This is a genomic window from Nonomuraea montanisoli (assembly GCF_013363975.1).
In the GTDB taxonomy this organism is placed as follows: Bacteria; Actinomycetota; Actinomycetes; order Streptosporangiales; family Streptosporangiaceae; genus Nonomuraea; species Nonomuraea montanisoli.
In genome coordinates, this window is the sequence record NZ_JABWGN010000010.1 from 1 (window position 1) to 16,326 (window position 16,326).

At 76.3% G+C, this 16,326-nt stretch carries 4 protein-coding genes; 2 read left to right on the top strand and 2 right to left on the bottom strand.

Annotated elements, in window-relative coordinates; genetic code table 11:
* Both HTZ77_RS25430 and HTZ77_RS46595 read right to left on the bottom strand, forming a co-directional pair.
* Positions 1 to 3,868 (bottom strand): type I polyketide synthase (locus HTZ77_RS25430; protein ID WP_175592217.1); only part of this gene is annotated, 3,868 nt, incomplete at its 3' end.
* Complete coding sequence (locus tag HTZ77_RS46595) at positions 3,858 to 13,088, bottom strand: type I polyketide synthase (protein ID WP_235995163.1); 9,231 nt, start codon at positions 13,086 to 13,088, stop codon at positions 3,858 to 3,860. The genes HTZ77_RS25430 and HTZ77_RS46595, both read right to left, overlap by 11 nt.
* 274 nt (positions 13,089 to 13,362) lie before the next feature.
* Here HTZ77_RS46595 and HTZ77_RS25460 point away from each other — a divergent pair, with 274 nt between their 5' ends.
* Both HTZ77_RS25460 and HTZ77_RS25465 read left to right on the top strand, forming a co-directional pair.
* The gene (locus HTZ77_RS25460; protein WP_175592218.1) at positions 13,363 to 14,727 is read left to right on the top strand and encodes a condensation domain-containing protein; all 1,365 of its coding nucleotides are present in this window, start codon (positions 13,363 to 13,365) and stop codon (positions 14,725 to 14,727) included.
* A gap of 71 nt (positions 14,728 to 14,798) precedes the next feature.
* A complete protein-coding gene (locus HTZ77_RS25465) occupies positions 14,799 to 16,325 on the top strand; it encodes an amino acid adenylation domain-containing protein (RefSeq protein WP_175592219.1) in 1,527 nt (508 codons plus the stop codon).
* Position 16,326: the final 1 nt, after the last annotated feature.

Sequence of the window (16,326 nt, forward strand, 5' to 3'; positions counted from 1 at the left end):
GGCCCGTCAACACCCGCACCGACGACGGCACGTCCGACTCCTCTGACACGCACCACACCACCGACGGCGCCCCCACACCCGCGACGCCACCGGCCGCGACCTCCACCCACTCCACCCCGTACGACACCGAGACGGCGGACGGCCCCGCCAGCGCGCTCAACGGCACGGGCCGCACGCGCAGGGAGCCGAGCGAGAACACCGGCCGCGCCGACACGTCGGCCGCCTCGACCTCGCACCCGTCCGAGCCGATCGCCCGCACCCGCACCCGCAGGTCCGTGGCGCCGGCCGCGTGCAGGCGCGCGCCGCGCAGCTCGAACGGCAGCCGCAGCTCGCCCTCCGGCGCCGCCACCACCAGCGGATGGAACATCGCGTCGAACAGCGCCGGATGGATCCCGTACCCCGCGACCTCGACGCCCTCCGGCGCCGTCACCTCGGCGAACAACTCGTCCCCGCGCCGCCACAACCCCCGCAACCCCTGGAACGCCGGACCGTACTCGTAACCCCGCTCCGCCAACCGCTCATAACCACCCTCAACCTCCACCGGCACCGCACCGGCAGGCGGCCACGCGGCCGCCCACGAGGCGGGGTCGGGCACGGCGGCGGCGACGCCGATCGTGCCGGACAGGTGCCGGGTCCAGCCCGCCTCGGGGTCGTCGGCCGACCGGGAGTGGAGCCGCACCGGCCGGGAGCCGGAGGCGTCGGGGCGCTCGACGACCACCTGCACCGTGACCCCGCCGCGCTCGGGCAGCACCAGCGGCGCCTCGAACATCAGCTCCTCGACCAGCTCGCAGCCGGTCCGCGCGCCGGCCTCCAGGACCATGTCTGCCATGGCGGCCCCGGGCAGGACGACCGTCCCGGCCACCCGGTGGTCGGCCAGCCACGGCGCGGCGGCCACGGACAGCCGGCCGGTGAGCACGGTCGGTCCCTCCTCCGCCAGGTCCACCACCGCGCCCAGCAGCGGGTGCCCGGCCTCGGCCAGGCCCGCCGAGGGCAGCGCCTCGGACAGGGCGGCGGCGCGGGCCGGCGGGCTCAACCAGTAGCGCCGCTTGTCGAAGGCGTACGTGGGCAGGTCCGTACGGGTGCCGCGACGGAACAGCGCGGGCCAGTCGACCGGCAGTCCGGCGACCCAGACCCCGGCCAGGCAGGCGGCGAGGGCGTCCGGCTCCGGCGCGTCCCGCCGGTGCAGCGGCACGATCACGGCGTCGTCGCGGGTGACGCAGTCGTGCGCCATGCCGGACAGCACCGCCTTCGGCCCGACCTCGACGAGGACGCCGATCCCCTCGCCCTCCAGCCTCTCCACCAGGTTCTGGAACATCACGGGCAGCCGGATCTGCTCCAGCCAGTAGCCGGGCGAGGTCCAGCGGGTGTCGGCCAGTCCGGTGAGCCCGGTGGCGTAGGCCAGGCGCGGCTCGCCGAACCGCACGGCCGCCAGCTCCGCGGCGAACGCGTCGAGCACCGGTTCCATGAGCGGCGAGTGGAAGGCGTGGCTGACGGGCAGGCGGCGGGTGCGGCGACCGAGCTCCCGCCAGCGGCCGGCCACGGCGAGGCAGGCGTCGGCGTCGCCCGACAGGACCACGCTGCCGGGCCCGTTGACGGCCGCCACCGAGACCAGGTGCTCCAGCCCGGCGAGGGAGGGCCGGACCTCCTCCTCGCCCGCCGCCACGGCGACCATCGCGCCGGGCGTGGTGAGCTGCTGCATCAGCCGGCCGCGGGCCGCGATCAGGCGGGCGGCGTCGGCCAGCGACCACAGGCCCGCGGCGTGGGCGGCGGCGAACTCGCCGACCGAGTGCCCCGCGACCGCCGAGGGCGCGAGGCCCAGCGACTCCAGCAGCCGGAACGCGGCCACCTCGAAGGCGAACAGCGCGGGCTGGGTGTAGGCGGTCTCGTCGAGCAGCGCGGCCTCGGAGGTGCCGGGCGCCGCCCACATCACCTCGCGCAGCGGCCGGTCGAGGTACGGGTCGAGCGCCGCCCACGCCTCCTCCAGGGCCGCGGCGAACACCGGTGAGGTCTCGGCCAGCTCCCTGCCCATGCCGGGCCGCTGGCCGCCCTGGCCGGTGAACAGGAAGGCGGCGCGGGCGTGCTCCGGTGCGACGCCCTCGATCACCGCGGGGGCGGGCTCCTGGCGGGCGTACGCGCCGAGGGCGGCGGTCAGGTCGCCGGCGTCGCGGCCGAGGACGACGGCGCGGTGCGGGAAGCGGGCGCGGGTGGTGGCGAGGGAGTGCGCCACGTCCGCCGGGTCGGGGGCGGCCGGTGCGCCCGGGGCCCCGTCCTCGCCGGGACGGGCCGGGCCGCGGGAGCTCGTGAGATGGGCGTGCAGGCGGGCGGCCTGACCGCGCAGGGCGGCGGCGCTGTGCGCGCTGACCACCCACGCGAGCGGCGTCCCGGAAGCGGACGCGGGCTCGGCGGCGAGGGCCGGCTCGGAGGCGGGGTCGGGCTCGGAGGCTGGGGCGGGCTCGGTGGTCGAGGCGGCGGCCGGCTCGGGGACGTACTCCTCGATGATGGCGTGCGCGTTCGTGCCGCTGATGCCGAAGCTGGAGACGGCCGCGCGGCGCGGACGCTCGCCGCGCGGCCACGCGCGGCCCGCGGTGAGGAGCCGGATGCCGCCGGAGTCCCAGTCGGCGTGCGGCGTGGGCTCCTGGACGTGCAGGGTGGGCGGCAGCGCGTCGTGTTCGAGCGCCTTGACCATCTTGATCACCCCGGCGACGCCGGCCGCAGCCTGGGTGTGGCCGATGTTCGACTTGACGGATCCCAGCCAGAGCGGCCGGTCGCCGTCGTGCGCCCGGCCGTACGTGGCGAGCAGGGCCTGCGCCTCGATCGGGTCGCCCAGCTTGGTGCCCGTGCCGTGCGCCTCCACGACGTCCACCTCGTCCGCGCCGAGCCGCGCGTCCGCCAGCGCCTGCTCGATGACCCGCTCCTGCGCCGGCCCGCTGGGGGCGGTCATGCCGTTGCTCGCGCCGTCCTGGTTGATCGCCGAGCCCCGGATGAGCGCGAGCACGCGGTGCCCGTTGCGGCGGGCGTCGGACAGCCGCTCCAGGACGAGCACCCCGACGCCCTCCGACCAGGCCGCCCCGTCGGCGGCCGAGGAGAACGACTTGCACCGCCCGTCCGGCGACAGCGCGCCCTGGCGGCAGAACTCCACGAACGCGTCCGGCGACACCAGCAGCGTGACGCCGCCCGCCAGCGCCAGCGCGCACTCCTCCTGCCGCAGCGCGCGCACGGCCAGGTGCAGGGTCACCAGCGAGGACGAGCAGGCCGTGTCGACGGTCAGCGACGGCCCCTCCAGGCCCAGGGTGTACGAGACGCGGCCCGACATGACGCTCGGCGTGCTGGAGGACAGCAGCGTGCCCTCGACCGAGGCGGGGATCGAGCCGTGGACGAAGCGGGAGGAGTAGTCGTTGTACATGTTGCCCGCGTACACGCCGGTGCGGGAGCCGCGCAGCGTCGTCGGGTCGATCCCGGCGTGCTCCAGCGCCTCCCAGCACGACTCCAGGAACAGCCGGTGCTGCGGGTCGGTGCCGAGCGCGGCGCGCGGGCTCATCCCGAAGAACGCGGCGTCGAAGTCGGCCGCCCCCTCCAGGAAGCCGCCGTGCCGCGTGTACGACTTGCCGGCCGCGTCCGGGTCCGGGTCGTACAGGTCGGTGTCCCAGCCGCGGTCCGCCGGGAACTCGCTGATCGCGTCGCGGCCGGAGGCGACCAGGTCCCACAGGTCGTCGGGGCCGGTCACGCCGCCGGGATACCGGCAGGCCATGCCGACGATCGCCACCGGCTCGTGCCGGCGGCCCACGTCCTCCGCCAGCCGCCGGCGGGTCTCCGCCAGCTCGACGGTGACTCGCTTCAGGTACGCGCGGAGCTTGTCCTCACTCGCCATGGCCAGGCCTTTCCACCACGGGCTTCAGGGGGGCCGTCATGGCCCGGTTGTCGATCAAGGCGAAGATCTCCTCGTCGGAGGCGGAGACGATCTCCTCGGCGGCACCGCCCGGCCGGCTCGGCGTGGCGGCGGGCGCGGCGGCCGGAACGGCTCCGAGGCGGCCGAGCGCGCTCTGCAGGATGGCGACGAGCTGGCCGCGCAGCGCGTCCGCGCCGCCGTTGGCGGCCAGCAGCACCGACTCGGCCTGGTCCACCGCCGTCCGGAGGGCGTCCTCGGGCGACGGGGTGTCGGGCGCGAGGGTTCGGTAGAGGTAACCGGCCAGCGCGGTGACGGTCGGATGGTCGAAGACGAGGGTCGCCGGGAGCCGCAGCCCGGTCTCGGCGTTGAGCCGGTTGCGCAGGTCCACGGCGGTCAGCGAGTCGAAGCCCAGCTCGTTGAACGCGCGCTCCACGTCCACCTGCTCGGGGCTGCTGTGCGCGAGGACGGTCGCGACGTGCGAGCGCACCAGCGCGGTGAGGTGGGCGCGGGCCTCCGGCTCGGCCAGGGCGGCCAGGCGCTCGGCGAGCCCGGGCCCCTGTGCGGGCGTGCCCGGTCGCGCGGCCGGGCCGTTCCGGACGGTACGCCGGGGCGTCCGCACCAGCCCGCGCAGCACGGGCGGCAGGTCGCCCGCCTCGGCCCGGTCGCGCAGCCCGGCGCGGTCCCAGCGGGCCGCCACGACCAGCGGCTCGGCGCCTTCCAGCGCGGCGTCGAACAGGTCGAGGCCCTCGTCCACGGTCAGCGGCGCGATGCCGCCCCGGGCCAGGCGGGCCACGTCGGCGCCGCCGAGAGCGCCCGCCATGCCGCCTTTGTCCCAGAGGCCCCAGGCGATGGACACGGCCGGCAGGCCGAGGTCACGGCGGTGCAGGGCGAGCGCGTCGAGGAAGGCGTTGGCGGCGGCGTAGTTGCCCTGGCCGGGGTTGCCGAGCAGGCCCGCGACGGACGAGAACAGCACGAACGCCGACAGCGGCCGGTCGCGGGTCAGCTCGTGCAGGTGCCAGGCGGCGTCCGCCTTGGGCGCCAGGGCCGCGTCCAGGCGCTGCGCCGACAGGCCCTCCACGACCGCGTCCTCCAGCACCCCGGCGGTGTGGACCACGCCGCTCAGGGACGGGATCCCCTCCAGCAGGGCGGCCAGCGCGCGGTGGTCGGACACGTCGCAGGCCACGACCCGGACGCTCGCCCCGATGGCGGTCAGCTCTTCGGCCAGCGCGCCGGCGTCCGGGGCGTCGGGGCCGCGACGGGAGGCGAGGACCAGCTCGCGCACGCCGTGCCGCTCCACCAGCCGCCGCGCCACGAGCGCGCCCAGCCCGCCGGTGCCCCCGGTCACCAGCACGCTGCCCGCGGCCAACGTGTGGGCTACGCCGTCACCCGCTCCCGCGCCACGCGTGCTGTCCGCCTCGTGTGCGGAGCCCTCCTCCTCGGCCGCCGGGCCTGCGCCGCGAGCCACGCCTGCGCCCTGAGCCACCCCGTGGCCGCTGCGGACCAGGCGGGGGGCCAGCAGCCCGCCGTCCTGCCCGGCCGCGAGCTGGGTCTCCCCCGCCGCGATGCCGCCCGCCAGCGTCTCCCACCCGGTGAAGCCCTCCGGCAGCTCGGCGAGCGCGAACCGTCCCGGGTGCTCCGACTGCGCCGACCGCACGAGCCCCCACACCGCGGCCCCCGTCGGGTCGCCGGGCCGGGTGACGAACACCAGCCGCGACCCCGCGTACCGCTCGTCGCCGAGCCAGCCCTGCACGAGGTCGAGCACCTGGTGCAGGGTGTCGTGCGCGGAGTACGGCAGGTCGGCGGCGTCCCCGCGGCAGGGGGCGAGCACGAGTCCGGGGATCTCCCCCGTGCTCATGTCGGCCACGGAGGCGAGGTCGTAGTAGCGGGGCGCGCCGATCCCGGCCGCCGCCAGCTCGGCGTCGATCTCGTCGGCCAGCTCGTCGAAGCCGACCACGGCCCACCGCTGCCCGGCCGGGTCCGCCGGGGCGGGCTGCGCGGGGCTCCAGTCGAGGACGTAGGAGGCGGCGCCGATGCCGGCACGGGCGGCGTCGCCGGTGCGCGGCACCCGGCGCAGCGTCAGCCCGCGAGCCTCCGCGACCGGCCGCCCGTCCCCGTCGTACGCGGCCAGGGCGATCGTGTCGCCGTCGCCGTCGGTGATGCGCACGCGCAGCGCGCCCGCTCCCCCGGCGCTCGCGCGGATCCCGTCCCAGGCGAACGGCAGCAGCACGGTCGCCGGGTCGTCCGCGCGTTCCAGCACCACCAGGTGCAGGGCGGCGTCGAGGAGCGCGGGGTGCAGCGTGTAGCGGTCCGCGCCGTCGGCCACGTGCTCGGGCAGCTCCACCTCGACGTACGCGACGCGATCGCTCCGCCAGGCGGCGCGCAGCCCCTGGAACGCGGGCCCGTAGTCGTAGCCGCGCTCGGCCAGCCGGCCGTACAGGTCGTCGAGGTCCACCGGCTCGGCCTCGGGCGGCCAGACCGTGAGCGGCGCGGACGCGGCGGAAGGACCGGCCGGACCACCGGCGGCAGCCGAGCCGTTCGCGGAAGCCGAGCCGTTGACGGAAGCCGAGCCGTTGGCGGCGGCCGGGTCGCCGGCGCCGGACGGGGCCAGGAGGCCGGTGGCGTGGCGGGTCCAGGGGGCGTCCGGGTCGTCGGCCGGGCGGGCGTGGACGGCCAGCGCGCGCCGCCCGCCGGCGTCCGGGCCGCCCACCGAGACCTGCGTCTGGAACGCGCCCGCCTCCGGCAGGTACAGCGGGGCCTCCAGCGTCAGGTCCTCGACCGTCTCGCACCCGGCCGTGGCGGCGGCCTCCAGGGCCAGCTCCACGAACGCGGTGCCCGGCAGCAGCACGCCCCCGTCCACGGCGTGGTCGGCCAGCCACGGGACGGCGGCCCGCGACAGCCGTCCGGCCAGCAGGAAGCCGTCGTCGGCCGCCAGCGGCACGGCCGTGTCCAGCAGCGGGTGACGGGAGGCCGCCGAGGAGCCCGCGGCGGCGGGGTCGAGCCAGAACCTCTGGCGTTCGAACGGGTACGTGGGCAGGCCCAGGTCGCGGCGGGGCGCGGGACCGAGCGCGGCCGTCCAGTCGAGGGCCACGCCGAGCACCCACGCCTGGCCGAGCGCCCTCAGCAGCCGCTCCCGGCCGCCGTCGCCGCGCCGCAGGGTGCCGGTGGCGCCGCCGGGCAGGCCGGCCGCGGCCAGCGTGTCCTCGATGTGGCCGACCAGCGTGGGGTGCGGGCTGGTCTCGACGAACAGGGTCGTGCCGGAACCGGCGACCGTCTCGACGGCCTGCCGGAAGAGCACGGGGTTGCGCAGGCCGGCGAACCAGTACTCGGCGGTCAGGGTGGCCGGGTCGACGAAGTCCCCCGCGTACGAGGAGCAGAAGGCCGTCCCGGCGGGGCCGGGGCGCACGTCCGCGAGCTTGGTCAGCAGTTCCTCGCGCAGCTCCTCGATGTGCGGGGTGTGGGCGGCGTAGCCGATCGCGACGCGGCGCGCCCGGACGCCGTCGGGAACGGCGGCGGCGAACTCCTCCAGCGCGTCCGCGTCGCCGCCGACCACCGAGCTGGCCGGGCCGCTGTGCACGGCGGGCCACAGCCGGCCGTTCCACGGCTCCAGCAGCTCCGCGACCCGCTCGGCGGGCAGGGAGACGGCCAGCATGCCGCCGCGGTCGCCGAGCCGGACGAGCGCCCGGCTGCGCAGCACGACCATCCGGGCGGCGTCCTCCACGGACAGCACGCCGGCGACGCACGCCGCGGTGATCTCGCCCTGGGAGTGGCCGAGCACGGCGGCCGGCGCCACGCCGTACGAGCGCCACAGCTCCGCCAGCGACACCATGACGGCGAACAGCACGGGCTGGATGACGTCCGTCCCCTCCAACGGGGGCGCGCCGTCCGCGCCGCGCAGCACGTCCACGACGGACCAGCCGGTGTGCGGGGCGAGCGCCCGGTCGCAGCGCTCCAGCCGGTCACGGAAGCGGGGGTCGGTGTCGAGCAGGTCCACGGCCATGCCGGCCCACTGGGAGCCCTGACCGGGGAAGACGAACACCGGCCGGGGATCGTCGAGGGCCGTGCCGGTGGTGAGCGCGGCGTGCGGGGCGCCCGCGGCGAGCGCGTCCAGGGCGGCGGCCAGCTCGTCGCGGTCGCGGGCGACGACCACGGCGCGGTGCGCGAACCCGGTCCGCCTGGCCAGCGCGCACCCGGCCGCGCCCAGCTCCGCCTCATCGGCGTGGGTGGCGTGATCGCGCAGCCGTACGGCCTGCGCGCGCAGCGCGGACTCGCTCCTGGCCGAGAACGCCCACACCAGCGCCTCACCCGGCGCCTGTCCGTCCTCGGAGAACGGCCCGTCCACGACGGCCACGCCCGCCTCCGCCCCGTCTCCGACCGGCCCGCCCTCGACCGCCCGGTTCCCGACCGACCGACTCCCGACCGACCGGCTCTCGACCGACCGGTCCTTGGGCGACCGGTTCTCGGCCGATGCGGCGGCGTCAGGGGCGCTCTCCAGGATGAGGTGCGCGTTCGTGCCACTGATGCCGAAACTGGACACCCCTGCCCGTACCGGCCCGGCGCCGGACCCCGCCGCCTCGCCGGGCGGCTCGACGGAACCGGTCAGCTCGACGGGCTCGGTCAGCAGCCGCACGCCGGAAGCGTCCCAGTCGACGTGCGGGGTCGGCTCCTCCACGTGCAGCGTGCGCGGCAGCGTCCGGTGCTCCAGGGCCTTGACCATCTTGATCACGCCGCCGACGCCGGCCGCGGCCTGGGTGTGGCCGATGTTCGACTTCAGCGACCCGAGCCAGACGGGCGCGGCGGGCTCGCGGGCCGAGCCGTACGCGGCGATCAGCGACTCGGCCTCGATGGAGTCGCCCAGCCTGGTGCCCGTGCCGTGCGCCTCGACCACGTCCACGTCGGCCGCGGTGAGGCGGGCGTCGGCCAGGGCGAGCCGGATGACGTCCTGCTGCGCCTGGCCGTTCGGTGCGGTCAGGCCGTTGCTCGCGCCGTCCTGGTTGACCGCGCCGCCCCTGATCACGGCGAGGACCGGGTGTCCGTGGCGGCGGGCGTCGGACAGCCGCTCCAGGAGCACCATCCCCGCGCCCTCGGACCAGCCGGTGCCGTCGGCGGCCGACGAGAACGCCTTGCATCGGCCGTCCGGCGACAGCCCGCCCTGCCTGCTGAACTCCACGAACATGCCGGGCCGCGACATCACCGTCGCCCCGCCGGCCAGCGCCAGCGTGCAGTCGCCGCGCCGCAGCGCCTGCACCGCGAGGACGATCGAGACGAGGGAGGAGGAGCAGGCGGTGTCGGTCGTGAGGGCCGGGCCGCGCAGGCCCAGCAGGTACGAGATGCGGCCGGAGACGACGCTGAGCGCGGTGCCGGTCAGCAGGTGGCCCTCGGCGGCGCTGTCGGGCTGGTCGAGGCGGGGGCCGTAGTCGGGGGCCATCGCGCCGACGAACACGCCGGTCGCCGAGCCGCGCAGCGCGGCCGGGTCGAGCCCGGCGCGTTCGACGGTCTCCCAGCAGATCTCCAGGAGCAGGCGCTGCTGCGGGTCCATGGCCAGCGCCTCGCGGGGGCTGATGCCGAAGAACGCGGCGTCGAACCGGTCGGCGTCGTGCACGAAGCCGCCCTGCCGGGTGTCGCTGGTGCCGGACCGGTCGGGGCCGGTGGCGAACAGCGCGCCGAGGTCCCAGCCGCGGTTGGCGGGGAAGTCGCCGATGGCGTCGGTGCCGCTGCTGACCAGCCGCCACAGGTCGTCGGGCGAGGCCACGCCGCCGGGGTAGCGGCAGCCCATCCCGACGACGGCGATCAGGTCGTCGTCGCCGTGGACGCGGTCGTGGTCGTCGTGGTCGTGGTCGCGGTAGCGGTCATCGTGGTCGTGGTCGTGGTCGTGCTGCTCGCGGTGGTCGTCGTCGGAGGTGTCGGCGGGGCTCTCGACGGTGAGCGGGGCGCGTCCGGTGCCTTCGGCCGCGAGGAGGGTGTGGAGGTGGTCGGTGAGGCGTTCCGGGGTGGGGTGGCCGAACAGCACGCCCGCCGGGAGCTTCAGCCCGGTCGAGGCGCGCAGCCGGTCGCGCAGCTCCACGGTCGCCACCGAGTCGAACCCGAGGTCCTTGAACGTCCTGCCCGCCTCGATCCCGGCGGCGTCCCGGTGGCCGAGCACGCGGGCGGCGGCGCCCAGCACCAGGTCCCGCACCTCGGCCCGGCTCATGCCACCGGCCGCCGCCACCCCGGAGGGCGCGGGCGCGACGTCGGCGCCGTCGGCTTGTGTGCGGTCCGCCCGGGTGCGGTCCGCTCGAGTGCGGTCCGGCCGTGGGCGGTCCGCTCGGGTGCGGGGGGCGATGCGCCCGGGGTCGGTGTACGGGCCGTAGGGCTTGCGCTGGAACGGGTACGTCGGCAGGTCGATCGGCCGCGCGCCCGGCGTGACGCACGGGCCCGACCAGTCCACGGGGGCGCCCTGCGCGTACGCCTGCGCCAGCGACCGCAGCACCCGTTCCGGCCCGCCCTCGCCGCGCCGCAGGGTCCCGGTGACCGCCACGTCCCGTCCGGCGGCCTCGGCCGTCTCCTCGGCGCCGGTCACCAGCACGGGGTGCGGACTGCACTCCACGAGCAGCTCGCAGCCGGCCTCCAGCGCCGCCTCCACCGCCTGGGCGAAGCGCACCTGGTGGCGCAGGCTGCGGTACCAGTAGCCGGCGTCGAGCCCGGCCGTGTCCATCGGCTCGCCCGTCAACGTGGAGACGAAGGTCGTGGCGACGCTCACCGGCCGTACCGGGGCGAGGGCCGCGAGCACCTCGTCGCGTACGCCCTCGACCTCCTCGGAGTGGGAGGCGTAGTCGACGGGGACGAGCTTGGGGCGATGCTCGGAGAGCCGGTCGGCGAGCACCGCGAGGGCGTCGCCCGGTCCGGAGACCACCACCGAGCGGGGGCCGTTGACGGCGGCCACCGACACCGGGACCGCCGCCTCGGCGATCGCCCCCTCCACGACGTCCAGGGGCGCGGCGACCGACATCATGCCGCCGTGGCCGGTGATGCCGGCGATGGCGCGGCTACGCAGGGCGACGACGCGGGCGCCGTCCTCCAGGCTGAGGGCGCCGATGACCGTGGCCGCCGCGATCTCGCCCTGCGAATGGCCGATCACCAGGCCGGGCTCCACGCCGTGGGAACGCCAGACCTCGGCCAGGGACACCATGACGGCCCACAGGGCGGGCTGCACCACGTCCACGCGGTCCAGGCCAGGGGCGCCGGGGGTCTCCTGGAGGACGTCCATGAGGGAGTAGCCGGTGAAGGGGGCCAGCGCCCCGGCACATTCGGCCAGGCGGGTGGCGAAGGCGGGGGACGAGGTGAGGAGCCCCCGGGCCATGCCGGCCCACTGCGAGCCCTGCCCGGGGAACACGAACCCCACCCGGCCGACCGCGCTGTTGCCCGGGGAGGCGCCCATTCTGGTGTCCGGGGTAGCGCCCGTTGTGAGACTCGGGGAGACGTCCGCTCCGAGGCTCGGGGAGGCGCCCGTTCCAAGGCTCGGGGAGGCGCTGGTTCCGAAGCTCGGGGAGGCGGTGCCGACGACGACGTCGTCGTGCGGCTGGCCGGCGGCCAGGGCGCGCAGCCCGGCCAGGCGCGTGGCGCGGTCGGACCCGAGGACGACGGCGCGCCGCTCGAAGACGGCCCTGCCGCGTACCAGGCTCATGGCGACATCGCCCGGGGCGACGGCCGCGTCCTCGGCCAGGGGCAGGAGGCGGCGGGCCTGCTCGCGCAGGGCGGCCTGGTCCCGCGCCGACACCACCCACGGCGCCGCCTCTCCCGCCTCCACGTCATCGGCCGCGCTCTTGTCACGGTCAGGTGTCCGGGGGGCGCCGAAGGGGTCGGGGCCGGCAGGGGCGGTGGGCGCGCACAGGTCGGTGATGGACGAGACGGAGGCGGACGGCCGTCCGACATCGGAAGACCCCGGCGCCTCCGTAAGAAGAAGGTGGCAGTTGGTGCCGCCCATGCCGAACGAGCTGACCCCCGCCACCGCGGCCCGCCCGTCCTCCGGCCAGTCGCGCCGCGCGCCCACGACCTCCAGCCGCAGCTCCGGCAGGGGGATCTCCGGCGGCGGCGCCTCGAAGTGCAGGCTGGCCGGCACCGCGCGGTGCCGGAGCGCGAGCACCACCTTGAGCAGCCCGGCGATCCCCGCCGCGCCCTCCAGGTGGCCGATGTTGGTCTTGGCGGAGCCGACCAGCAGCGGGTCGTCCGCCGGACGGGAGGCCCCGTAGGCGGCCCCGAGGGCGGCGGCCTCCACGGCGTCGCCCACCTTGGTGCCGGTACCGTGCAGCTCGACGTACCGCACCTCGGCGGGGTCCACCCCGGCCCGCGCGCAGGCCAGGCGGATGACCTCCTCCTGGGCGTCCCGGCTGGGCACGGTCAGGCCCTCGCCGCCGCCGTCGTTGTTGACGGCGCCGCCGAGGATCACGGCATGGACGGCGTCGCCGTCGGCGAGCGCGTCGGACAGCCGCTTGAGCACGACCAGCCCGCCGCCCTCGCCCCGCACGTAGCCGTTGGCGCGGCGGTCGAGGACGTGGCAGCGGCCGTCGGGCGAGAGCGCGCCGAGCCCGGCGATGGCGTCGGTGGTGTCGGCGAGCAGGTTGAGGTTGACGCCGCCGGCCAGGGCGAGGGCGGTCTCGCCGCGGCGCAGGCTCTCGCAGGCCATCTCCACGGCGACCAGCGACGACGACTGACCGGTGTCGAGGGTGAGGCTGGGGCCGCGCAGGCCGAGGAAGTAGGACACCCGGTTGGCGATCATGGCGCGGTTGGCGCCCACGTACGCGTGCCGGCCGCGCTCGTCCGCGCCGAGCCGGGCCTGGAGGGCGGCGTGGTCGTTCGAGATGGCGCCCAGGAAGACGCCGGCGGCGCTGCCGCGCAGGCCGGTCGGGACGACGCGGGCGTTCTCCAGCGCCTCCCAGGCCAGCTCCAGGACCAGGCGCTGGTGCGGGTCCATGGCGGCGGCCTCGTTCGGGGAGATGCCGAAGAACGCGGCGTCGAAGCCGTCCACGGACGACAGGAACCCGCCCCGCCGGTGAGCCGAGCCGGGCCAGCGGTCCTCGGGGGCCTCGGTGACCGCGTCCACGCCGTCGCGCAGCAGCCGCCAGAACTCCGCCGGACCGGCGGCCCGCGGCAGCCGGCACGCCATGCCGACGACGGCGATCGCGTCCGGCCCGCCGGTCCCCGCCCGCTGTGTCGACTCACCAGCCATCAATGCGCCACCTCAAGCCTCGGGCGCCATTCGCAATGGCGCCGCCGGTTTATTCGGACGGCCCGGAGAAATGCTCCGCGGCATTTGGTTCAGCGGCTCCCGCATAGTTGTCGATAAGACACTAAGGCGGCGCTCCATTTCGGGGACACGGTCGCCGACTGGCACCTTGTGGCCGCCATTAGTGGCCAGCGCCGGCCACCGCCCGCGGCCTTGACCCCGGGCGTTCGCGCACGCAATGAATTACGGACGGAGAAAACCGCCGGGAGGAGACCACATGTCCGTCGAGGCACCTCTCAGCAACGGCCAGCTCTTCAGCTGGCGGGAGATCGAGCGGTATCCGGAGGACTGGCTGCACGAGGCCAACCTGGCCACGACGTGGGACCTGCGCGGCCTGACGAACGAGCAGGTCGCGACGGCTCTCGGGCGGCTGGTGGACCGGCACGAGGCGCTGCGGACCACCTACCACCCGCGCGGGGACCGGCCGGTTCAGGTGATCCACGACGCGGTGAGCCTGCCGGTCGAGCTGGTGGACCGGGTCGTCACCGACCCGGGCGAGCACGAGCAGACGAAGGCGGAGCTGGTGGCCGAGCCGTTCGCGATGAGCGGCGACCTGAACTGGCGGGCCCGGCTGGTGAGCTCCGGCGGCGCCCCGCTGTACATCAGTCTGGCCTTCTCCCACCTCATCCTCGACCTGTGGTCGATCCACCACCTCCAGGACCAGTTCAAGGCGCTGGTGGCCGACCCCGGCGCCACCGCCGCGACGGGTCTGACGCCGCGCGAGCTGGCGCGGCGCCAGCGCGAGGAGTCCTGGCGGCCCCGGCAGGAGAGCTCCGAGCGCTACTGGCGGGACGTGCTGGCCCAGGGCCTGATGGACGGGCTGCCCACGCTGCCGTCCCGGGTGAAGCGCAACCGGCTGGAGCTGACGCTGCACTCGCGGCGCCTCGGCGGGCTGGCGGCCGAGGCGGGGCGCCGGCACGGGGTCACCGCGCCGGCCGTGGTGATGGCGTTCGTGGCCGCCGGGCTGGCCCGCCACCTGGGCACCGACCGGGTGACGATGAGCCTGATGTCCTCCAACCGGTTCGCCCAGGAGGACCAGCACAACGTGGGCACGATGAACCAGCTCATCCCGTTCGTCACCGCCGTCGATCCCGGCGCCACGCTGGCCGAGCACATCAGGCGGCTGCACTGGGCGGGCGCGCGGGCGTACCGGTACTCCTGCTACGACTTCGACCGGATCGCCGAGATCGCCTCGGCGGAGGCAGAGGCCGACCCCGGGCACGACTGCTGGGTCAACCACCTGTTCCGGGCCTGGTTCAACTACATCCAGGTGGACCGCCGGCCCTCGGACCCGGCCGACCAGACCCCGGCGGAGCTGGCCTGGACGCCGCTGGCGCAGCAGTACGGGCAGGCGTTCCGGGTGCGGGTGGCGGTGCAGGGCGGCCGTACCAGCGTGCTCATGCTGGCGGACCCCGAGGTGCTGCCCGCCGAGGCGATGACGGACATCATGCGGACGCTCGCGCTGGGCGCGCAGCTCGCGGTCACCGACCCGGACCGCCGCCTGGCCGACCTCTGGGAGGGGTCCGGCCGCGACCTGCCGCCGTCGCTCTTCCCCCGCGACCTCCCCGACCCGCCCTCGTGACCGCCACGGCCCCGGCCCGTCCTCGTGACCGCCACGGCCACCTGGAGACACGGCCAAGCTTGGAGACACCTGTGGAACGCACCCTTCACCAGTGGTTCGCCGGCTCCGTGGCGCGCTTCGGCGACCGGGTGGCGCTGGAGGCGGGCGGCGCCCGCCACACCTACGCCGAGCTGGACGACCTGGCCGCCCGCCTGGCCGCGCGGATCCTCGGGGCCTGCCCCGGCCGGCGGCCTGCGCGGGTCGGCCTGTACGCGGCGCGCGACACCCTGGCCTACGCCGGCTACCTGGCCGTCCAGCGGATCGGCGCCACGGCGGTCCCCCTCAACCCCGCCATGCCGCAGGCGCGCAACCTGGCCGTCGCCGGGGCCGCCGGCCTGGACGTCGTCCTGGCCGACGCCGCCCGCGCGCCGCTGCCGCCCTTCCCCTCGCCGGTGCTCGCCGTCGCTCTGGACGACCTCGGCGGCGACCGGGCGGAGCCGCTGACGCCGCCGGACGGGGTGGACGGCCTGGCCTACGTGCTGTTCACCTCGGGCTCGACGGGCACGCCCAAGGGCGTCCCGCTGCGTCACCGCTCGGTCAGCGCGTATCTGTCGCACGTCGTCCCCCGCTACGGGCTGGGCCCGGGCGACCGGACGTCACAGACGTTCGACCTGACCTTCGACCTGTCGGTGTTCGACATGTTCGCCACCTGGGGCGGCGGGGCCACGCTGGTCGTGCCGAGCCGGTACGACCTGCTCAAACCGGTGGCGTTCGTGGCCAGGGAGCGGCTGACGCACTGGTTCTCGGTGCCGTCGGTGGTCTCGCTCGCCCTGCGCCTGCGCCGGCTGGCCCCCGGCTCGATGCCGTCGCTGCGCTGGAGCCTGTTCTGCGGCGAGCCGCTGACGCTGCGGCAGGCCGACGCGTGGCGGGCGGCCGCTCCGGGCAGCGTGCTGGAGAACCTGTACGGGCCGACCGAGCTGACCATCTCCTGCACCGAGTACCGCCTGCCCGCGGACCGGGCCCGCTGGCCGCGGACGCCCAACGGCACCGTGCCGATCGGCCTGCCGTACCCGGGGGTGCGGCACGCCGTGCTGGACGCGGACGGGCGGCCGGCGGCGGAGGGCGAGCTGTGCCTGCGCGGCGTCCAGCGCTTCCCCGGGTACGCGGACCCGGCGGTCAACGAGGGGCGTTTCGTCGCCTTCGACGGCGAGCGGGCCGTGCCCGCAGAGGCGGCCGGGGTCATGCCGGACGACCTGTGGTACCGCACCGGCGACCGGGTCGCGTGGCGCGACGGCGTCCTCGTCCACCTGGGACGGCTGGACCAGCAGGTCAAGGTGTCGGGGCACCGGGTGGAGCTGGGCGAGGTGGAGGCGGCCCTGCGCGCCAGGCCGGGCGTGGTCGAGGCGGTCGTGCTGGCGCTGCCCGGGGCGGACGGCGAGCTGGAGCTGGAGGCGGCCTGCACGGGCACGGACCTCGACCCGGTGGCGCTGGTCAAGGGCGTGGCGGAGGTCCTGCCGGGCTACATGGTGCCGCGCTCGGTGAGCGTGCTGGGCGAGCTGCCGCTGAACGCCAACGGCAAGGTGGACCGCCGCGCGCTGGCCACGACGCTGCGTACCTGAC

Excerpts from the sequence above, each read along its gene's own strand:
- HTZ77_RS46595 (WP_235995163.1), bottom strand. The coding sequence starts at position 13,088 with ATGGCTGGTGAGTCGACACAGCGGGCGGGGACCGGCGGGCCGGACGCG.
- HTZ77_RS25460 (WP_175592218.1), top strand. The coding sequence starts at position 13,363 with ATGTCCGTCGAGGCACCTCTCAGCAACGGCCAGCTCTTCAGCTGGCGG.